The 21,669-nt window shown below is 31.3% G+C and carries 20 protein-coding genes; 11 read left to right on the forward strand and 9 right to left on the reverse strand.

Annotated features, from left to right (window positions below):
* Nucleotides 1-66: 66 nt before the first annotated feature.
* The gene (locus tag MW871_RS04900; protein WP_248427764.1) at nt 67-1,935 is read left to right on the forward strand and encodes an ABC transporter ATP-binding protein; all 1,869 of its coding nucleotides are present in this window, start codon (nt 67-69) and stop codon (nt 1,933-1,935) included.
* Between the two features lie 46 nt (nt 1,936-1,981).
* The gene (locus MW871_RS04905; protein ID WP_248427766.1) at nt 1,982-2,683 is read left to right on the forward strand and encodes a hypothetical protein; all 702 of its coding nucleotides are present in this window, start codon (nt 1,982-1,984) and stop codon (nt 2,681-2,683) included.
* A gap of 8 nt (nt 2,684-2,691) precedes the next feature.
* On the opposite strand, the gene MW871_RS04910 is transcribed toward MW871_RS04905, so the two are convergent.
* The 3 genes from MW871_RS04910 to MW871_RS04920 all read right to left on the reverse strand — a co-directional run bounded on the left by MW871_RS04910 (nt 2,692) and on the right by MW871_RS04920 (nt 7,703).
* On the reverse strand, nt 2,692-3,414 hold the full coding sequence (locus MW871_RS04910) for a hypothetical protein (RefSeq protein WP_188051130.1): 723 nt from the start codon (nt 3,412-3,414) through the stop codon (nt 2,692-2,694).
* 119 nt (nt 3,415-3,533) lie between these two features.
* The gene (locus tag MW871_RS04915) at nt 3,534-5,951 is read right to left on the reverse strand and encodes a TonB-dependent receptor (RefSeq protein ID WP_248428027.1); all 2,418 of its coding nucleotides are present in this window, start codon (nt 5,949-5,951) and stop codon (nt 3,534-3,536) included.
* Between the two features lie 54 nt (nt 5,952-6,005).
* Nucleotides 6,006-7,703, reverse strand: a complete 1,698-nt coding sequence (locus MW871_RS04920; RefSeq protein ID WP_248427767.1) for a M23 family metallopeptidase — start codon at nt 7,701-7,703, stop codon at nt 6,006-6,008.
* A 176-nt stretch (nt 7,704-7,879) separates the two neighbouring features.
* On the opposite strand from MW871_RS04920, the gene MW871_RS04925 reads away from it, so the two are divergent.
* From MW871_RS04925 to rny, 3 genes are all read left to right on the forward strand, one after another.
* Nucleotides 7,880-8,170, forward strand: a complete 291-nt coding sequence (locus MW871_RS04925; protein WP_188051128.1) for a hypothetical protein — start codon at nt 7,880-7,882, stop codon at nt 8,168-8,170.
* Nucleotides 8,171-8,178: 8 nt separating this feature from the next.
* The gene (locus tag MW871_RS04930) at nt 8,179-8,472 is read left to right on the forward strand and encodes a cell division protein ZapA (RefSeq protein WP_121926008.1); all 294 of its coding nucleotides are present in this window, start codon (nt 8,179-8,181) and stop codon (nt 8,470-8,472) included.
* 208 nt (nt 8,473-8,680) lie between these two features.
* Complete coding sequence (gene rny / locus MW871_RS04935; RefSeq protein ID WP_188051127.1) at nt 8,681-10,246, forward strand: ribonuclease Y; 1,566 nt, start codon at nt 8,681-8,683, stop codon at nt 10,244-10,246.
* Between the two features lie 63 nt (nt 10,247-10,309).
* On the opposite strand, the gene xerD is transcribed toward rny, so the two are convergent.
* Nucleotides 10,310-11,206 (reverse strand): site-specific tyrosine recombinase XerD, encoded by an 897-nt coding sequence (gene xerD / locus MW871_RS04940; protein WP_188051126.1) that lies wholly within the window; start codon nt 11,204-11,206, stop codon nt 10,310-10,312.
* A gap of 77 nt (nt 11,207-11,283) precedes the next feature.
* Entirely contained in the window at nt 11,284-11,796 is a 513-nt protein-coding gene (locus tag MW871_RS04945) for a hypothetical protein (RefSeq protein WP_188051125.1), read from the reverse strand.
* 260 nt (nt 11,797-12,056) lie between these two features.
* On the opposite strand from MW871_RS04945, the gene MW871_RS04950 reads away from it, so the two are divergent.
* The 3 genes from MW871_RS04950 to aroQ all read left to right on the forward strand — a co-directional run bounded on the left by MW871_RS04950 (nt 12,057) and on the right by aroQ (nt 14,492).
* A complete protein-coding gene (locus MW871_RS04950) occupies nt 12,057-12,620 on the forward strand; it encodes a porin family protein (RefSeq protein ID WP_188051124.1) in 564 nt (187 codons plus the stop codon).
* Nucleotides 12,621-13,161: 541 nt separating this feature from the next.
* Nucleotides 13,162-13,812: a hypothetical protein gene (locus MW871_RS04955; protein ID WP_248427768.1), complete on the forward strand. Its 651-nt coding sequence runs from the start codon at nt 13,162-13,164 to the stop codon at nt 13,810-13,812.
* Between the two features lie 266 nt (nt 13,813-14,078).
* A complete protein-coding gene (gene aroQ, locus MW871_RS04960; protein ID WP_188051122.1) occupies nt 14,079-14,492 on the forward strand; it encodes a type II 3-dehydroquinate dehydratase in 414 nt (137 codons plus the stop codon).
* A 75-nt stretch (nt 14,493-14,567) separates the two neighbouring features.
* Here the strand turns inward: aroQ and MW871_RS04965 are convergent, their stop codons facing one another.
* The 4 genes from MW871_RS04965 to MW871_RS04980 all read right to left on the reverse strand — a co-directional run bounded on the left by MW871_RS04965 (nt 14,568) and on the right by MW871_RS04980 (nt 18,033).
* The gene (locus MW871_RS04965; RefSeq protein WP_248427769.1) at nt 14,568-15,437 is read right to left on the reverse strand and encodes a cation diffusion facilitator family transporter; all 870 of its coding nucleotides are present in this window, start codon (nt 15,435-15,437) and stop codon (nt 14,568-14,570) included.
* Nucleotides 15,438-15,548: 111 nt separating this feature from the next.
* A complete protein-coding gene (murA, locus tag MW871_RS04970) occupies nt 15,549-16,859 on the reverse strand; it encodes a UDP-N-acetylglucosamine 1-carboxyvinyltransferase (RefSeq protein ID WP_210645733.1) in 1,311 nt (436 codons plus the stop codon).
* A 77-nt stretch (nt 16,860-16,936) separates the two neighbouring features.
* The gene (locus MW871_RS04975) at nt 16,937-17,662 is read right to left on the reverse strand and encodes a DUF4290 domain-containing protein (protein ID WP_188051119.1); all 726 of its coding nucleotides are present in this window, start codon (nt 17,660-17,662) and stop codon (nt 16,937-16,939) included.
* Nucleotides 17,663-17,748: 86 nt separating this feature from the next.
* Nucleotides 17,749-18,033, reverse strand: coding sequence for a DUF493 family protein (locus MW871_RS04980; RefSeq protein WP_188051118.1), 285 nt, complete (start codon nt 18,031-18,033; stop codon nt 17,749-17,751).
* A gap of 145 nt (nt 18,034-18,178) precedes the next feature.
* On the opposite strand from MW871_RS04980, the gene MW871_RS04985 reads away from it, so the two are divergent.
* From MW871_RS04985 to fmt, 3 genes are all read left to right on the forward strand, one after another.
* On the forward strand, nt 18,179-18,718 hold the full coding sequence (locus tag MW871_RS04985; RefSeq protein WP_188051117.1) for an AAA family ATPase: 540 nt from the start codon (nt 18,179-18,181) through the stop codon (nt 18,716-18,718).
* Between the two features lie 61 nt (nt 18,719-18,779).
* Nucleotides 18,780-20,675 (forward strand): RecQ family ATP-dependent DNA helicase, encoded by a 1,896-nt coding sequence (locus MW871_RS04990; protein ID WP_248427770.1) that lies wholly within the window; start codon nt 18,780-18,782, stop codon nt 20,673-20,675.
* Nucleotides 20,675-21,622 carry a methionyl-tRNA formyltransferase gene (fmt, locus tag MW871_RS04995; protein WP_248427772.1) on the forward strand — a complete coding sequence of 316 codons (948 nt, stop codon included), beginning with the start codon at nt 20,675-20,677 and terminating at the stop codon, nt 21,620-21,622. The genes MW871_RS04990 and fmt overlap by 1 nt, the downstream gene beginning before the upstream one ends.
* The last annotated feature ends 47 nt before the right edge of the window (nt 21,623-21,669 follow it).

Here is a 21,669-nt window from a genome sequence, read left to right on the forward strand (position 1 = left end):
ATTAATTTTTCTGACAGACCCGACCCATTCTATAAAAGGTCGGGTCTTGATGGTAAAAAACAAACAATGAGCAATTTCAAAAAGATATTTCCTTTTATAATTCCCTATAAAAAATACGCTTACTTAAATATATTTTTTAATGTTTTGTATGCGCTTTTTAGCACACTTTCCTTCATGGCATTGATACCCATGATGCAGGTTTTATTTGACCAAACAAAAAAAAATACTATCGTTCCTATTTATAACGGTTTTATAAATACCAATCATTTTTTTGAGGATATAAAACTCTATTTTGAAAGTACAAAACTCTTTTTAGAAAACTATCTAAGTTACTTTATTACCACAACAACAGCAACACAAGGCGTAGGTTATACATTGTCTATAATGGTTGCGGTTATTATTTCGATTTTTTTATTGAAAAATCTTTTTGATTATCTGGCTATGTTTTTTATTACCTTTTTACGAAATGGTATTCTAAAAGACATGCGAAATGCTATGTATAAAAAAACCATCAATTTACCCTTATCCTTTTTTTCTGAAAAGAGAAAAGGTGATGTTATCTCTAGAATTTCTGCTGATGTAAACGAAGTGCAAACTTCCTTTTTGTCTATACTAGAACTTGTGGTAAAAGAACCTCTGACCATTGTTTTTACCATAATTGCTATGCTTTCAATAAGTGTAAAATTAACCTTATTTGTATTTATTTTCATTCCAGTTTCGGGTTATATCATATCATTAATAGGAAAGCAATTAAAAAAACAATCAACAAAAGCACAACAAGAACAAGGTATTTTCCTATCTACGATTGAAGAAACCTTAGGGGGATTAAAAGTCGTAAAAGGATACAACTCAGAGAATCATTTTTATAAAGTTTTTCAAGAATCTACCCAACGTTTTTTTAATTTATCAAACAGCATTGGAAACCGTCAGAATCTAGCTTCACCTGCGAGTGAATTTATGGGAATTATGGTTATTGCGATCTTATTATGGTATGGCGGACAAATGGTTTTGATAGAAAAAACTTTAAATGGAGCTTCCTTTATTGCTTACATGGGACTTGCTTATAACATTCTTACACCAGCAAAATCAATATCTAAGGCTTCATATTCTGTAAAAAGAGGAAACGCAGCTGCAGAGCGAGTTTTAGAAATTTTAGAACAAGAAAATACCATTACTAGTAAAGTTAATGCGATTAAGAAAGATTCTTTTGACACAAACATTGTCATCAAAGACATCAACTTTAAATACGAAAATGAGAATGTTTTGAAACATTTTTCATTGGAAGTAAAAAAAGGACAAACCATTGCACTTGTAGGCCAATCGGGTAGCGGAAAAAGTACTATTGCTAATTTGCTAACCCGTTTTTACGATGTTAATGAAGGGACTATATGTATTGATGGAGTTGATATTAAAGACATGAATCTACATTCTCTTCGTGATTTAATGGGACTGGTTACACAAGATAGCATTTTGTTTAATGACACTATTAAAGCCAATATTGCTTTAGGAAAGCACGATGCCAAAGATTATGAAATTATGGAAGCGCTAAAAATTGCTAATGCTTACGAATTTGTAAAAGACCTACCTCTTGGAATTTATACCAATATTGGTGATAGCGGAAACAAACTTTCTGGTGGACAAAAACAACGTTTATCTATCGCTCGTGCCGTTTTGAAAAATCCTCCTATCATGATTTTAGATGAAGCTACATCAGCCTTGGATACGGAAAGCGAAAAATTTGTTCAAATTGCGTTAGAGAATATGATGCAAAACAGAACATCTATTGTAATTGCGCACCGACTTTCGACCATTCAAAAAGCCGATTTGATTGTGGTAATGAAAAAAGGAAAAATTGTTGAGCAAGGCAAACATGACGAACTTATGGCAATGAATGGTAATTATAACAAGTTAGTCTCTATGCAATCTTTTGAATAACTTATTTTTAAGAAGTATTTTTTTTATTTAATTAAAATCTAATACCATGTACATCCATAATACAAACATAAAACTACCTGAGGATCCAAATACTATTATTTGGAAGTATCTCGATTTGTCAAAGTTTCTGGATTTACTGATGTCGCAAAAACTATTCATGTCTCGATCTGATAAATTTGAAGATCAGTACGAAGGTACTTTCAGCGAGCCTACATTTGAAGAAATAAAGAAGCTTTCTATTGACAATCCTTCTTTTTTAGATTTTTATAAAAGTCATAGAGAAAAAGTAGCCATTAGCAGTTGGCATATTAATGAGTATGAATCGTTTGCTATGTGGCAAATTTTCACTCAAAACAGTGAAGGTTTAGCCATACAATCTACTATAGGAAGGCTACAAAAATCGCTTATTCCCGAAACAAATTTCAACCAATACATTGGGGAAGTAAACTATATTGATTACAAGAAAGAACATATTCCTTTTGACGATATGTTCTTTCCTTTTTTATTCAAACGTAAAAGCTTTCAATATGAAGGTGAAGTACGTGTTATTACTGATATTGGCGACAATCAATTAAGGATAAATGAAGGATTGAAAATCAATGTTAATATTAACGAGCTCATTGAAAAAATATACATTCATCCTAAATCTGAAAACTGGTATAAAAACCTAGTTATACAATTAGTAAAAAAGCTGAATTTCGATTTTACAATAGAAAAATCAGATTTAGAAAGTGATATTTTAATTTAGAATTAATTCTAAACCGGTTCGTAGCTTACTATCTTCCATTCTTTATTGGATAGATCAATGTAGTAGTAATTTACAGCATCATTTTTATCAAATTCACCATTTTTATTAGTGTCTTCAACTGTTCTATAATACAATCGATTTTTAGAGGTTATTAATTTCCAATCGATTAATTCCTGAAAATCAGTAGATATTTTAGTAAATCGTTCTCCGCTAATATCACTCAAATACAATGCTTTTATATCACTGGTATCTAATTTGCCATCTTTGTTAGTATCCATATCTACCATAGTATATACCATGACATGATTGTTAGTTTTATCAGCTACAGACTTTAAATAAGTTGCAGTTTGTATTAAAACTGGTTTGTCAGTTAACTTCCTAATAGAATCAGAATCAATTTTTTGGAATTTAATGTTTTGTAAATAACCCGTAATTTCAAATTCTCCATAATTAGAAATCGTAAAACTCAAGTCATTTACATTTGACGAACCATAGCGTGCTTTAATTCCTTTTTCACGAATGCTTAAATCAGCAACTGGATGCAATAAGTAATCTGTTCCATCCATTTGTATTGGCAAATCAGCAATTTGAATTTGAGATGAATCTGTTCGAACTGGATCTTTTGCTTTAGCGGTTTGATCGTAAGTTACTTTAGGCTTTTCTACCTCTTCCTTACAACTTGCTAAAAGTAAAACTGCTATTCCTATAAATGTAAATTGTATTTTTTTCATATTGTAATACTATTAATATTCAAATGTAATCATTTTTAAAAAATGGTACGTGCATTAAAACTTGATTTAACTTAATAAATAGCTGTACGGCTTGCTAACTTACGTTCTTTTTCTTTTTATTATAACTTTGCAGTCAATTTTAAATTAAAGACACGGGTAGTCATATAATTTGGAATGGCATATTGATTTTTAGAATACACATCCCTTACCCAAGTATTTGTAATCGCATTTTGATTGTTAAAAAGATTAAAAATCTCTAAACCTAAAGTCAATTCTTTAAAATTATTCAGCCAAAGTGTTTTTCTTTTTTCAGTGTTAGAATCAATCAAAACTTTAGAAAAACCTACATCTACTCTACGATAGTCATTCAATCTATTTTGATATAAATAAGCATCCGTGTATGAAGGTGATCCTCCTGGTAATCCTGTATTATAAACTAAATTTAAGTATAATTTTAAACTTGGAATTGTTGGCATATAATCTTGAAATAACAATCCGAATTTTAATCTTTGATCCGTAGGTCTGGCAATATATCCTTTTTCTTGACTATTTTCCTGGGTTTTTAAATAACCAAAACTAATCCAAGATTCCGTACCTGGGACAAACTCGCCATTTAACCTTAGATCTAAACCCTGTACATAAGCTATAGCATCATTATTTGCGGCATATCGAATTCGAACATTGTCTATTGTGTAGGTATTGACATTGGTTAATGATTTATAATACAACTCGGAAACTAGTTTAAAAGGACGGCTCCACATCTTGAAACTGTAGTCATTCGCTAACACAATATGTACGGATTGTTGTGCTTTTGTATTGGTTTGAACTACGGCTTGGGCATTTCTTAATTCTCTGTAAAACGGAGGTTGGTGATACAATCCTCCAGATAATCTAAATACCATATCTTTTTGCCAATTCGGTTTTATAGCAATTTGTGCTCTTGGACTAAAAGTAGTTTGAAATTTCCCTATTTCGTAATCTCCTAAAACATTCCAACTCTGCGCCCGAACGCCAGCATTATAAAAAACTTCACTCGAACCAATCATTCCTTTTAAACTCCATTGAAAATAACCAGAAAATCTATTAATAGAGTTAAAATTAGTAGCTCTTACATTTTGATACGGAATAAGTGGTCCGGTGTAGGAAGAATAAGGTTGATCATTTTTAGGCAAATTAATCATTGGAGGATTTATAGAAAAACCTGCTGAATCGATTACCTCCCACTCTATGATACGATCTCTTATGGACTCTCTAGTATATTTAATTCCCCATTCTAATTGACTATTTTTCCAATCCTGAAAACCCTTAATTTCTGTATTTACAATTAATGCATCCAGATCATTTCTGGCATGATTGAGCTGCGAACCAATCCCTCTTGTATAACCCACTTTCCCAAAACTTCCGGAAACCAAACTCGAATCAACTTCACCAAGTTTGTATTGTGACAAAACATCAAAATATTCCTGTTCAATTGTATGAAATATAGAACCTATAAATTTCAAAGTAAAGTGATCATTGGCGTTGTATGTGGTCTTAAAAGCTCCAAAATAAGTATCGTACTTGTCCTTTTCTTGACCTTCATAAAATACAGTCAAAACCATTGGTTTATCAATTGTTCCAAAATTAGTTTGTCGCGTCAAGGGTTGATATTGATACTTATTTTGAGAAATGTTTCCTAAAAAACTAAATTGCCATTTTGCAGATGCTACATAATTAATATTCGTTTGAAGATCCGCAAAAGAGGGTTTAAAATTGGTTTGTGTTTCTTGACTTTTGACTAATAGACTATTATTGCGATACCTAACCCCCGTAATAACAGACCATTTTTTATTTTGAGAAACGCCATCTACAAATACGCTTCCGCCAAGGAAACTCGCTTCAATACCAGAGCTGAATTTTATAGGTTTTCTATATGTAATATCTAAAACTGAGGATAATTTATCTCCAAATTTAGCTTGAAAACCACCCGCAGAAAAATCTACATTTTGTACTAAATCAGTATTGGTAAAACTAAGACCTTCTTGTTGACCAGATCGAATAAGAAAAGGGCGATAGACTTCAATTTCATTTACATAAACTAAATTTTCATCATAGTTTCCTCCACGAACTGTATATTGAGTACTTAATTCATTATTAGAATTGACACCTGGTAAAGTTTTCAAAATATTTTCGACTCCTGGGTTAGCTCCTGGAATTCTTTTAAGCATTTCTGGCTCAATATAAATCCCATTTTGAAATAACTTTTTAGAACTACCGTCAACCAAAACTTCACTCATTTGTTCCTCTTGATCACTCATTACAGGATTAAACTCTTTAGTTTCGTTGGTAGCTAAAGTAAGATAAACTGTAACTTTTTTTAGAGACACATGAGAAAAAACAACTGTAACTTTTTGATTGGCAGGAACTTTTAGCTCATAAAATCCATCATAATTCGATTTTGTATTTATTGAAAGACAAGAAATATTAACATTCTCTACTGGATGATTATTTTTGTCCAAAACAATCCCTTTAATCCTAGCTGTCTGACCAAAAATCATCAGACTTAGTGAGAATAAAAAAATAGTAAAGAATTGTTTTGTACTCAAAAGTGATTATTTTTTTTGATTTCTAAAAAAATGCGTTTCAAAGGTAGTCGAATTTCCTACATTATCTATTACAACAACTTTTAAATCATTTGCACCTTCGGCAACGATTCCATCAGCAAAAAAGTGAGTTAATTTTCTAGTTTTATTATCATATTCCATCAAAATCCACTTTCCGTTCAAATAACCGTTATAGGATTTTATACCAGACAATTCATCATATATAGATAACTGCAGTGTTTTTTGAGCACTTATCCATTTCCCTTCAATTGGAGTTGCTATACTAATTTTTGGTGCAATAGTATCAATTGCCAATTTATATTTACCTAATGTTTTAACTTTTGCACTAAAAACATTGTCTTTTTTATAAGTCGAATTATAACTGATTTTATTACCATCTATTCTACCAATAAACATTTTTTCTTTTTGAACTGATGTAGATTTAGTGTCTTCAATACTAACCGTAAAATTAGTATGAGCGGGAACAGTATCGTCGTGTAAAATTAAAGTGTCATTTTTTACCCCAAAATTAAATTCAAAATCATCATAAAAAGTTCCAGCAGGAAAAAACACGGACATCCCACCTAGAGCAAAATTCATATCTTTATTCGCCTTTATGTAATAATTAGATTGTGACGGTTCTGCGTCTATAATAGTCGATAATAAATCATATTGTACCGGAATAGTAACACTTCTTTTATTACCGTAAAAATCGGATACTTCTATACGATACGAGGAGTTTAAATTTGGAGAAACTTGTAAAATTCCTTTATTCTCATCCGTTTTGATAATACTTAAATTATAGGGGTTTTTCATAAAAAGTTTCTGAACCCTTTGTTGCATTTTCTTATATCTTGGATAATCAATCAATGCGTTAATATATCGCATTTCATCAAATGAATAGGTGTTAAATTCATATCCAAAATTAGGTTTTCCATTATAAAAAGATTGCACCTTATAAACACCGTTATTGTTGAACGAAACGTCATCGGTATCATAAGTAGTAATTCCAAAACCTATTGCGCCATTGGATACCACTTTCTCAGATAAATAAGTGCCATCATTTTGAAGAGTTAAGTTTAGCAGCAAAGGCCTTTTAGCCCGATTCACAGCTGTTTTAAAATCTAAAGGATATACATAAACACTAGAAATTATTGGTTTTTTAGTATCCTTAGTCAATTGATCAAAACCAAAAAACATTGGGTTAATAACAAATTCGGTTTTTGTATCTCGAAATTCAAAATGCAAATGAGGTCCTTCTGAAGATCCAGTATTACCAGAGAAAGCAATGATTTGGCCTTTTTTAACGGGCAGTTCACCAGGCTTTAAAAACATTTCAATTTCAAAATTTTCTTCTTTATAATGTGTAGCCTCAATGAATTTTTCTATTTCATCATTCGCTAATTTTAAATGACCATAAACAGAGGTATAGCCATTGGGATGATTAATATAAATTGCTTTTCCGTTTCCAAAAGTAGATATCTTAATTCTAGAAATATAACCATCAGCTACTGCATATACATTCAAACCTTCCTTTTGCTGTGTTTTTAAATCAAAACCAGCATGAAAATGATTGGGACGTAATTCACCGAAGTTTCCTGACAATTGTATCAGAATATCTAAAGGCGCTCTAAAATAGTCTTTAGGATACTCTACTTGTGCAAAAACAGAGACACCAAAAAATAAAATTAATACAGAAAATTTCATTGTTTTACATTTTTGCTAAGATAAAAAAAGTATTCAAAACCCCACTAAAAAAAAAAGAATACAACTATTTGTAATACTGATGTTTAACTAATTTTATGCAAAAAAAATAATAAAATATTGTAAATTTAAAAAGGAATACTAACTTTGTATGATTATGTAATGAATTAAGATATATAATGAGTGTAATTGCAGAAATTATTGATACTCTTGAAAATAAAGTCGAAAAACTTTTCATTAAAATGAAAAATTTGGAACAAAACAATCAAGAATTAGAAAAGGAATTAATAAAAAATGCATCCCAAATACAAATTCAATTAGAAGAGATTGAAGCTTTGAAAAAGCAGTATGAAACACTTAAGATAGCCAATTCATTATTAGGCAGTGACGATAATAAAAGAGATACAAAGCTTAAAATAAATTCATTAATTCGCGAAATTGATTACTGTATAGCACAGCTATCAGATTAATAAAAGATATGGACGAAAAGCTTAAAATTAAAATATCAATAGCCGACAGGGTTTATCCGTTAACGGTAGATCCCTCTCAAGAAGAAGGACTTCGAAGTGCTTCGAAAAAAATTGATAAGATGATAAAGCAATTTGAAGAAAATTACGCTGTTCGTGATAAACAAGATGTTTTGGCAATGTGTGCCCTACAATTTGCTTCACAAACAGAACAAAAACAAATTGATAACGCCATTGATGGAGAAGCAACCATTGAAAGAATTAAAAAAATCAATGCTGTTTTAGATCAATATCTCGACAAATAAACGTTCTTTACAAAAACTAAGATACTGCCTACATTAGTTCACATTTGGTAAACTCAACACTAACAATTTAGAATGAGCAAATCATCACTACTAAAGCATGCCACGCTTCGGCGAGGAAACTTGAACAGTGAGTTAGCTCAAAACTTGTCTTTTCGAGTTTATTCAAGCAATTAATGTAGGCTTTTTTTATATATAAATTTTAACAAACATGGACAACATATTAACGATTATTATTGCAGGAATTATAGGTATTGTAGCGGGTTTTGCAATCGCCAAATTAATAGAAAAAAGCAATATCTCTAACTTAATTAAAAATTCTAAAAAAGAAGCAGCATCTATCCTAAGAGACGCAAACCTTGAAGCAGAAAACATAAAGAAAGATAAAATACTTCAAGCCAAAGAAAAATTTATCGAGTTAAAGTCTGAACACGAACAAGTAATTTTATCCCGCGATAAAAAAGTAGCTGAAATAGAAAAAAGAGTACGTGATAAGGAATCCCAAATTTCTAATGAATTATCAAAAGCAAAGAAAGTAAATGACGATTTTGAATCTAAAACTGCTGAGTTTACTGCAAAAATTGAAAATTTAGATAAAAAACAAGCTGAAGTAGATCGTTTACACAAAAGCCAATTGCAACAACTTGAAGTAATTTCTGGTTTGTCTGCAGAAGAAGCCAAAAATCAATTAGTAGATGGATTAAAAGCGGAAGCAAAAAGCTCTGCAATGTCTCATATTCAGGACACTATTGAAGAGGCTAAACTTACAGCACAACAAGAAGCTAAAAAAATCATCATTAATACCATACAACGCGTTGGTACAGAAGAAGCGGTAGAAAATTGCGTTTCTGTATTTAACATCGAATCTGATGATGTTAAAGGACGAATTATTGGCCGTGAAGGTAGAAACATTCGTGCATTAGAAGCCGCAACTGGAGTAGAAATCATTGTTGATGACACGCCAGAAGCCATTATCCTTTCTTGTTTTGACCCTGTACGTAGAGAAATTGCCCGTTTAGCATTACACAAATTAGTAACAGATGGTCGTATTCACCCAGCGCGAATTGAAGAAGTAGTTGCTAAAACGGCTAAACAAATTGACGATGAAATTATTGAAGTAGGAAAACGTACTGTGATCGATTTAGGAATTCACGGTTTACATCCCGAATTAATAAAAGTGGTGGGCCGTATGAAATATCGTTCATCTTACGGACAAAATTTATTACAACACTCTCGCGAAGTATCTAAACTTTGTGGAATTATGGCAGCCGAACTTGGTTTAAACGTTAAACTGGCTAAAAGAGCTGGTTTATTGCACGATATTGGTAAAGTGCCGGATGCAGAAAGTGATTTACCTCACGCTTTATTAGGAATGCAATGGGCTGAGAAATATGGTGAAAAAGAAGAAGTTTGCAACGCTATTGGAGCGCATCACGATGAAATCGAAATGAAATCTTTACTATCACCAATAGTACAAGTATGTGATGCGATTTCTGGTGCAAGACCAGGTGCAAGAAGACAAGTTTTAGACTCTTATATTCAACGTTTAAAAGACTTAGAAGAAGTTGCTTACGGTTTTAGCGGCGTTAAAAATGCTTATGCTATTCAAGCTGGTAGAGAACTACGTGTTATTGTAGAAAGCGAAAAAGTTTCAGATGATAATGCGGCTACCTTATCTTTTGATATATCACAAAAGATACAAACAGAAATGACGTATCCAGGGCAGGTTAAAGTAACAGTAATTCGTGAAACAAGAGCTGTGAATATTGCTAAATAAATTATAATTTCATTTATTGAAACTTAAAAATTCCAAATCCCAGTCAAATGGTTTTTGGAATTTTTATTTTCTAGGATGATAGGTATTCATCACTTCTTTTAAAAACCTACGATCCAGATGCACATAAATCTCTGTAGTTGTAATAGACTCATGCCCTAACATTAATTGAATAGACCGCAAGTCGGCACCATTTTCTAAAAGATGTGTAGCAAAAGAATGACGGAATGTATGAGGACTTATTGTTTTATTTAAATTCACTACTACAGCTAAGTTTTTAATAATAGTAAATATCATAGCACGCGTTAACTGTCTTCCTCTGCGATTTAAAAATAAAGTATCCTCAAATCCTTTTTGTATAGTAACATGATTTCTACTCGTTTCTCTATACATCTGAATGTAATTTTGTGTAATTTCACTTATTGGAACGAACCGTTGTTTATTTCCTTTACCCGTTATTTTGATAAAACCTTCTTCAAAAAATAAATCTGAATTTTTTAATGTTATAAGTTCAGAAACACGAAGTCCACAACCATAAAGAGTTTCTAGCATAGCACGGTTGCGCTCTCCTTCATTAGAATTCAGATTAATAGCCTCAATAAGCGTATCTATTTCCTCTACGGTTAATGTATCTGGAAGTTTACGACCCGTTTTAGGAGAATCTATAAGCTCTAAAGGGTTATCAACTCGCAAATCTTCAAATATTAAGTAATCAAAAAAACTCTTAAGACCTGAAATTATTCTGGCTTGCGAACGTGGATTAACTTCTTTTGAAACACTATAAATAAATTGTTGCAAGGTTTCTTCCTTAATTGCAATTGGTGAAATTTCGATTTCGTTCTGATTTAGAAAAAGACAAAGTCGCTCTATATCATAGGAATAATTTTCAAGTGTATTTTTAGACAAACCTCTTTCGATTCTTAAATACGACTGATATTTCTTTATGTACTTTTTCCAATCCATAAATACAAAGAAACACTTTTTTTAAGGCATAAAAAAACCTCTCAGTTGAGAGGTTTTTAAAATAATTTCTAGGAAAATTAGAATTTAAAATTCATTCCTACATTAAGTGAAGAAAATGATCCACCATCAACAGAAATTCCTTTATATCCTAAATAAACTTCTACTTTTTCAGTTTGGAAACCAAATTTTGGTTGGTAGTATACACCACCATTACCATCACCTTTACCAACATTAACAGCATACCCTAAATCTGCACCTAAAAATAGGTTGTCAGCTACAGAAAATTGAGCTGTTGCTGCTACAGGTACAAAACTAGCAGTTGGTGTTTTTGTTTCTATTGAACCAAATGGGCCCAAATCAACTGTTGTTGTTTTACCCAAATAAGCACTATAACCAGTAGTAGCTCCAACTTTAAAACCATCTGCTACATTCCATAAATAAGCAACATCTGCACCTACGTTTAAAGAATACGCATCTTTGATATCCCCCATTGGCAAACCAACATGAGCACCAATCTTAAACTGACCTTCTTGTGCATTTGCAAAACCAAATGCCATAACTGCTACAGCAGCTAAAATAATTTTTTTCATTTTATTTTTTTTAAATTTAATAGGCCAAATATATAATTAATCTTGTTAATTTTTCAATTAACTCTGTTAAAAAATAATTATATTTTATCGTTATTAAACCTAGAAAGAAAAAACTAATTCTTTCTATTGAAACAAATTATGATAAAAAAGAGATAAAACAACATTAAAATAGTGATTTTAGAAATAGAAAAAACATAATAATTTTAAGTTTATAGAGTTTTAATCTCGAATCGAAATTTTAATAAATTAAAAAACAAATTATGAAAAAAATAATCATCTTAGCAGCTGTATTAACATTCAGTTTTACAGCTTTACATGCACAAGCAGTCAAATTTGGTTTTAAAGCAGGCTTGAATTACGCCAATCAAACCGGAAGTGATATTACAGTAAATAGCAAAAATTACAAAACAGACGCTATAACTACTTATCATGTAGGTTTGCTAGTAGAATTAAAACTAACAGATGGTTTTGCAATACAGCCAGAATTATTATATTCCACTGAAGGCGCTACCTACAAAAATGCCATTGAAGATTTTAAAAATGAATTAGGTTATTTGTCTATACCAGTAATGGCTAAAATAAGCTTAAATAAAGCCATTAGTTTAGATCTTGGTCCACAAGCTTCATTTTTAGTAAGTGAAAAAAATAAATTTGATGCAAAAAATGCAGAAACTTTTGACTTTGGCTTAGCTGGTGGATTAAGTTTAAACATTACTGAAAACTTTTTTCTGCAAGGACGTTATGTATTAGGACTTACAGATGCTTCGAAAGAGGCTCAAGTTAAGAACTCAGTACTTCAAGTTTCAGCAGGTTTTAAATTCTAATAAAATATATTTAAATATAGATAAAACCGTTAGATAATTTGTAACGGCTTTTTTTTTATCGATAACAGTAATAATCCTCTAATTGTATTAATAATGCTCTTTATTAAAGATTAATTTTTAATGAAATGAATTTGATAAAAATAAGGAATAACTTTTAGAAAATAATTTCAAGCAAGTTTTTAATATCTTTCAGAAAACAACTAATTCTTTAATAATGATAATTAAATGGATTTCAGATATAAAAAAAAGATTCAAATTACATTAAAGGATGTAACTATTTATGAATTTAAAAATTATTTGAATTACTTTTTGAAAGATTAATCGTGTAAATAAAAAAAAACATAAAATTAGATTAAAAAAGAAATCAATACCAGTAACCTTATGTGTTATGAATCAATGATTTAAAAATACTATAGTATTTTACTTTCAAAAAATTGAAGATTTAACATTAAAAAGTAATAAAAATAAGATCTTTATATCTACCTTTGCAAAAATTTTGCACAGAGCAAAAGATATCAAATAACAAAAATTAATAATTAAGATGAAAAAGATTTTTTTAATCGCAGTAGGATTTTTCGCTTTTCAAGCAGCTAACGCACAAGAAGATGCTTCTTACAAACCAACAACTGGTACACTTACAACTGAAGTACTTTTAACTGGTGGATTAAACGCAGCTAATTTTGATTTAAATGGTGGTGGTGTGAAATTCAGATATTTCTTAAAAGATGATTTAGCTTTTAGAGTTGGTTTAGGTTTAGATAACAAAAAAACTGAAGCTATTGCTAATACACTTACAACTACTACAAAAACGGCAGCAAACACAGTAAAATTAGGTGTTGAAAAGCATTTTGCTGGAACAAACAGATTGTCTACTTATGGTGGAGCTGATTTAATGTTAGGTTTTGGAAAAAACACTACAGATGCTATTTTTGACAATGGGAACTACAACAAATTGGAACAAAAAAGATCAGGATTTGGAGTTGCCGTTTTTACTGGTGCAGATTACTACATCGTTAAAAAAGTATACTTAGGAGTTGAAGCTGGATTAAGCTTTATGACTGAAAATTTAAAAGATGCTAAAAATTCAACAAAAGTTGGTAACGTTACAAACACTACAACTACTCCAGGTAGTAAAGGGAACACGTTAGCTACTGATGTTTTTGGTGGAGTTAGACTTGGATACCAATTCTAGTCCTAACAATCATTATATTAAATCCCGTTCTGAAAATTCAGAACGGGATTTTTTTTATATAAACAATTAATATCCTCCTAAGAAAAAAAGATTAGACATTATTCATAATTAAAGCAGGAACAATTAAGAGAGATTACAATTTAGGTCTTAATTTTATTTAACATTCTAAGAATGCTACTTAATTTATTAAGAAATCAATGTTTCAAAAAATATTTTTTTTTTAGTAATGGAGATATTTTTTTTTACTTTTACAAGAAACACTTTCTATGAAAATATGCATTATCAACGGACCCAATTTAAACTTGTTAGGAAAACGCGAGCCAGCCGTTTACGGAAACCAAACTTTTGAAGAATATTTTACAATGCTTCAAATACAATTTCCAACTATTGACTTCTCTTATTTTCAGAGTAATATTGAGGGCGAATTGATCGATAAAATTCAAGAGTACGGATTTTCATTTGATGGTATTATACTGAATGCTGGAGCCTATACTCATACTTCTATTGGAATAGGTGACGCTGTAAAATCAATTACAACTCCAGTTATAGAAGTTCACATTTCTAATACTTTTTCTCGCGAAAGCTTCAGACATCAATCTTACATTTCTGGAAATGCCAAAGGTGTTATTCTAGGCTTTGGTTTAAAAAGTTACCAATTAGCAATTCAATCTTTTTTATAAATTATTACTTATAAAATACAATAAATTATTAAAATAAAATTGGATGTTTTTTCAAAATCTAGGTAGAATTTTGCTTTAATCATTAGGTTCTACATGTATTAGCACATGGCCTAATTCTGGTATTCTTTCTCGTAATGTGTCTTTTAATTTATGAGCAAGGAAATGCCCTTCTTTAACCGTAATTGTAGAATCTACGGTTGCATGCAAATCAACATGATATTGCATTCCGGCTTTTCTGATAAAACACTTTTCAGTATCAATAATTCCTTCAACTTCTAAGGAGACAGCTCTAATTTGAATAATTAGATCATCATATAAATGCTCATCCATTATTTCGCCTAATGCAGGTCTAAATATCTGATAACTATTATACAAAATAAAACCTGATGCAAATAGTGCTGCCCAATCATCAGCAGCTTCATATCCTTTGCCTAAAAATAAAGCAATTGAAATTCCTAGAAAAGCTGCCACAGAAGTTATGGCATCACTACGATGATGCCAAGCGTCAGCTCTAAGAGACGAACTATTGGTTTGCACGCTTCTATTCATGACTACTCTAAAAGAATATTCTTTCCAAATAATAATGCCTCCAAGAACGATTAACGTCCAAGGTTTCGGCAACTCATGTGGCGTCTGAATGTTTATAATGCTTTCGTAAGCAATAATTGTAGCCGAAGTGATTAAAAAACCTACAACCAAAAAAGTTATTAGTGGCTCTGCCCTTCCGTGTCCATACGGATGATTTTTATCTGCTGGTCTACTAGAATATTTAATTCCAAACAATACTAAGAAAGAAGCAAAAATATCAGTAGTTGATTCAATTGCATCTGCAATCAAGGCATAAGAATTTCCAAAAAAACCAGCTAAACCTTTAATAATGGCCATACAAGTGTTCCCAATGATACTAAAATAGGTAGCCTTTATTGCAGTTTGTTCGCTTGACATGCTTGTATTATATGAGGTATTAAAACTAAAATCGTTTAAGTAAACCGAATTCGATTTTAAATTCAAATTCTATAGGTTTACTTAAACGAAATTTTATATAATTAATGTTATTTAGGCACGAATAATCTGAGCTCCAATAGCTCTCAATCGTTCATCTATTAGTTCATATCCTCTATCGATTTGTTCAATATTTTGAATAGTACTCGTTCCTTTTGCCGAAAGCGCCGCTATTAATAATGAAATCCCAGCGCGAATATCCGGAGATGACATTGTAGTTGCTTTTAATTGTGATTTAAAATCATGGCCCATAACTACAGCACGATGCGGATCGCACAACATAATTTTAGCTCCCATATCAATTAATTTATCAACGAAAAACAATCTGCTTTCAAACATTTTTTGATGAATTAAAACATCTCCTTTTGCCTGAGTTGCTACTACAAGAACTATGCTCAATAAGTCTGGCGTAAATCCAGGCCAAGGTGCATCTGAAATAGTTAATATAGAACCATCAATATCCGTTTTTACTTCATACCCATTTACGTGAGCAGGAATGTAAATATCATCTCCTCTGCGTTCTAATGTAATCCCTAATTTTCTAAATGTATTCGGAATTAATCCTAGATTATCCCAGCTTACATTTTTGATAGTAATTTCAGATTTTGTCATAGCCGCTAGACCAATCCAACTTCCTATTTCAATCATATCAGGAAGAATTCGGTGTTCACAACCTCCCAAACGCTCTACTCCTTCAATTGTCAACAAGTTAGATCCTACGCCAGTAATTTTAGCACCCATAGAATTTAACATTTTGCACAACTGTTGTAAATAAGGCTCACAAGCAGCGTTATATACTGTAGTCATTCCTTTTGCCAGAACGGCTGCCATAACAATATTAGCAGTTCCAGTTACCGATGCTTCATCGAGTAACATACTCGCACCTGTTAATCCTTCTGGAGCTTCTACACCATAAAAATGATCTTCTCTGTTGTATCTAAATTTAGCACCAAGATTAATAAATCCTTCAAAATGGGTGTCCAATCTTCTGCGACCAATTTTATCTCCTCCAGGTTTTGGAATATATCCTTTACCGAAACGTGCTAAAAGTGGCCCAACAATCATAATTGAACCTCTCAACGAGCCGCCTTCTTTCTTAAATGCTTCTGTTTCTAGGTAACTCATATTCACTTCATCTGCTTGAAAAATATAAGAACCTGAACCATTTTTTTGGATTTTAACTCCTAAATTACCCAAAAGAGTGATTAGTTTATTAATATCGATAATATCAGGAATATTATTAATAATTACTTTCTCAGGTGTCAAAAGAACAGCACACAATATTTGCAAAGCTTCATTTTTTGCTCCTTGTGGTGTAATTTCACCTTTTAGACTAATACCGCCTTCTATTTTAAAAATTCCCATTTTTTTAAGGTTATGAGTTTATTGTTTAAGGCATTATATTACTACTTAAATTAAGAGTGATTTTTGCCTAAACTGTGTTACAAAGGTTTTCTATTTTGATTTTTATGCGTTGGATTAGGTTTACCCGTTTTTGAATTCTTATTACTTAGAATTTTAGGCTGACCTACCGGTAAAATTTTATTAGAAACTCGTTTATTAGTTCTCAATAAATCTGTGGTATTTAATAACTCCTCACTACTTTGAAGCAAATTCAATTTCCCATCAGAGAGCTCGTATAAATGTTCAAAAATCACATCGTCTTTAACGGTGTCTTTGTTCCAACTTAAATAAGATTTCTTCATGTGATTGGCAATCACTTTGACCAAAGCACTTTTCATATCTCCATCTTCCCATTTATTTGCCACATCAATCATGTATTTTATGTTATTACCATAATACCTGTATTTTGGGAAATTTTGTGGGTAGTTTAAAACATCTGGTTTTAGTTGTAAAACTTCACGAGATGGAATTGGATAAGGAGAATCTGCTACCAATTTAAAATCAGACATTATAAAAAGCTGATCCCATAATTTATGCTGAAAATCAAGAACATCACGCAAATGAGGATTCAAACTTCCCATAACTTGTATAATGTATTTGGCCGCTTTGTTGCGCTCTACATCATCTTTTATTTGAGTTGCTTGATCAATCAATTTTTGCAAATGTCTACCGTATTCTGGAATAATTAAATGCGATCGCTCTGCATTGTATTCCAAATGATGAACAATATCATTTGCATTTTCTTTAATGTACTTTGAATTCATATTGGAATTTATGTTTTTTATTCAACTGACTTTTGAAACGATTTATGAATTAAAATCGGTTATGCCAATTAAATCATCTTAATTATTTAAAGGGAAATGATACCTTCAATAGTTGAAACTTCTAGATATTTATCTACTATCTCTTGAGAATCTTTCATAGTAACATCAACAGAAATACTAGTGAATTTTCCAGTTTTAGATTTTTTGGTATTGATAACTGCGCCCATGCAATCAAAAGCAGCTTCTACACGCGCTATATTATCATTTTCTGTAGGTACAATAAATTTGAATAAATAGATTGCTGGCCAAGTATTACTCAAATCCAACTCTACTTTTAACCTATCATAGAACTCTTTAGTCTTGTTATCCATAGTGTTTTTAAAATATTAGCAAAGATACTGTTTCAAACCTATATTATGAATTTTGAAATATAATTTTTTAACTAATCCCATTTAAAACAAATGATTTTTTCAAATTCCAATTAGTTTAAGTAAATTTGCGCCTTATTTTTTAAAAGTGCAAACAAAAATCATAGTTATTATTGGCGGTCCTGGAACAGGTAAATCTACTATTATCGACGGATTAGTCGCGAAAGGATATTGTTGCTATCCCGAAATTTCTCGGGAAGTTACTTTGGAAGCAAAAAAACAAGGAATTGAACAGTTGTTTTTAGAAAAACCTTTATTATTCAGCGAGTTATTGCTGGAGGGAAGAAAAAAACAATTCGTAAATGCCTACAATGAATCACATGATGTGGTGTTTATAGACAGAGGAATTCCTGATGTGCTTGCCTACATGCACTATATTGGAGATAGTTATCCAGCTAGCTTTGATACTGCGTGCCGAGAACATACTTACTCTAAAATTTTTATTCTTCCACCATGGGAAGAAATTTACATCAGTGACGAAGCGCGTTATGAAAACTTTGAACAGGCAAAATTGATCAATACCCATCTTATAGAAACCTATAAAAATTACGGTTATGAATTAATAGAAGTTCCAAAAGACACCATGGATAACAGAATTATTTTTATATTAGATGAAATTTCTAAATAATCTAACTTTCTTAGTTATTTATGTTTTAAGGTGTTTTTAAAGGAACTGAAATCTGTACTATATGCCCGAAGCACTAGCCTTACTCCAAAAGTATTGGAAACACGACAAATTTAGATCGCTTCAAAAAGAAATTATCACAGCTGTTTTAGACGGTAATGATACTTTTGCTTTAATGCCAACTGGAGGCGGAAAATCTATTTGTTTTCAGATTCCGGCTTTAATGAATGATGGAATATGCTTAGTCATTTCGCCATTAGTTGCGCTGATGAAAGATCAGGTTGCAAATTTGCAAAAGCGCAATATAAAAGCAATTGCATTAACTGGTGGCATACGTTCCGAAGAATTAATCGATTTACTAGACAATTGCCAGTTTGGTAATTATAAATTCTTGTATTTATCTCCAGAAAGATTACAATCAGATTGGATTTTAGAACGTATAAAATCTTTACCTATAAATCTAATTACTATTGATGAAGCGCATTGCGTTTCACAATGGGGTCATGATTTTCGCCCCGCTTACTTAAAAATTTCAGCACTAAAAAAACATTTTCCAAAAACACCTTTTTTAGCCCTTACAGCAACCGCAACTCCAAGAGTAAAAAAAGACATTATCAATGCGTTAGGATTACACGAGCCAAAACTATTTGAAAAATCATTTGCAAGAGAGAATATCGCCTACATGGTTTTTGAAGTGGAAGATAAACTTTTTAGGATAGAACAAATTCTTAAAAAAAACCCACAACCTTCTATAATTTATGTTCGAAACAGAAAATCATGTTTAGACATCTCCTCACAATTGCAATCTTTAGGATTTAAAGCTACCTATTATCACGGTGGACTTTCGTCTAAAGAAAAAGACAAGAACATGCAATTATGGATGAATGAAGAAGTTCAGGTTATTGTAGCAACAAACGCCTTTGGAATGGGGATTGACAAAGCCAATGTAAAAGCAGTTATCCATATTCAATTACCCGAAAATATGGAGAATTATTACCAAGAAGCAGGACGTGCAGGCCGAAATGGAGAAAGAGCTTTTGCAGTATTGCTAACTAGTTCCTCGGATATTATCCAAGCTGAAAGTCAATTTATAAATGTACTTCCAGATAAAAAATTTTTAAATTCAGTTTACATCAAGCTTAACAATTATTTTCAAATTGCTTATGGAGAAGGAATCAATGAGCAGTTTACTTTTAATTTGCATCACTTTTGTTTAAAATATGAATTTCCTACACTAAAAACCTATAACGCATTGCAATTTCTTGACCGCCAAGGAATCATCACTTTATCACAGGAATTTTCAGAAAAAATAACTTTACAGTTCCTTATTCCGTCCAAAGAAGTAATTCGATACATGAGTTTGAATCAAAATGATGAAGAAATTATTTTGGCTATTCTACGAACCTATCCTGGAATTTATGAAATGCAAACGGCTTTTAACTTACAATTAATTGCAAAAAAATCGAATCATAAAGAATCTCAAGTATTAGCTGTTTTACATAAATTGAAAGAAAAAGATATCATAGCATTTCATTCTAAAAATAATGATGCTACTATAGTGTTTAATGAAGTTCGAGAAGATGAGAGAACTATCAGTCGGGTTTCGAAACACTTAGAAAACCAAAATCAGTTAAAAAAAGAGCAACTTCAAGCCATAGTTCATTATATTAACGAGAAAACAGTTTGTAAAAACAAATTGATTTTAGATTATTTTGGAGAAAAAACAATGGTGAATTGTGGTATTTGCTCGTATTGCATCACTAAGAAAATTCAGAAAAAAGATTTTACATCTCTTGGTAAAGAAATAATTCAATTATTACAATCGGAAGATTTAAATTCAAGAGAAATTCAAAATAAGACTAAAAATAGTCCAGAGGAAGTTATATTTGTACTTCAAGATCTATTAGAAAATAACACAATTTTGGTAAAGCCAAATAACAAATACACACTAAAATCATAATGGAAAAATTACGAATTGTATTTATGGGTACTCCAGAATTTGCAGTAGGAATTATAGATACTATACTTAAAAACAACTATGAAGTTGTAGGGGTTATTACCGCTGCAGACAAACCTGCTGGCCGTGGACAAAAAATAAAATATTCAGCAGTAAAAGATTACGCCTTAGCCAATAATCTCCCTTTATTACAACCTACAAACTTAAAAGACGAGGGTTTTTTATCCGAATTAAAAGCGCTACAAGCCAATTTACAAATTGTAGTCGCCTTTAGAATGTTACCAAAGGTAGTTTGGGAAATGCCTTCACTAGGAACTTTTAACCTTCACGCCTCACTACTTCCTAATTATCGCGGTGCAGCACCCATAAATTGGGCAATTATAAATGGTGAAACAAAAACTGGAGTAACTACTTTTTTTATAGATGATAAAATTGATACTGGCGCAATGATTTTGAGTTCCGAATTAGCGATTCAGGAATCAGAAAGTGCAGGTAATTTGCATGATAGACTTATGGAACTAGGAAGTCATACGGTTATTGACACTTTAAAATTAATTGAAAAAGGAAATGTAGCAACTATCATTCAGAAAGAAGACTCAGATATTAAAACAGCCTACAAACTCAATAAGGAAAACTGCAAAATTGATTGGACAAAATCTGCATTAGAAATTAATAATCTAATTAGAGGTTTAAGTCCATATCCTAGTTCTTGGTGCTTTTTTGCAGATAAAAACGAAGAGTGGAACGTAAAAATATACGAAGCTAATCTTATTAACGAGGAACACCAGTACGCTATCGGAAGCATAATTTGCACTAAAAAAGAAATGAAAATTGCAGTTAAAGATGGATTTATTCAAATTTTACAATTACAATTTCCAGGAAAGAAGAAAATGAGCACCTCAGAATTACTGAATGGAATATCATTTTCTGAAGAGGCAAAAGTGCACTAAAGTCAATAAAAATGGGATTTTTTTAACTTTATTAAGAAAAAAAGCAT

This window comes from Flavobacterium pygoscelis (genome assembly GCF_023162025.1).
Lineage (GTDB): Bacteria > Bacteroidota > Bacteroidia > Flavobacteriales > Flavobacteriaceae > Flavobacterium > Flavobacterium pygoscelis.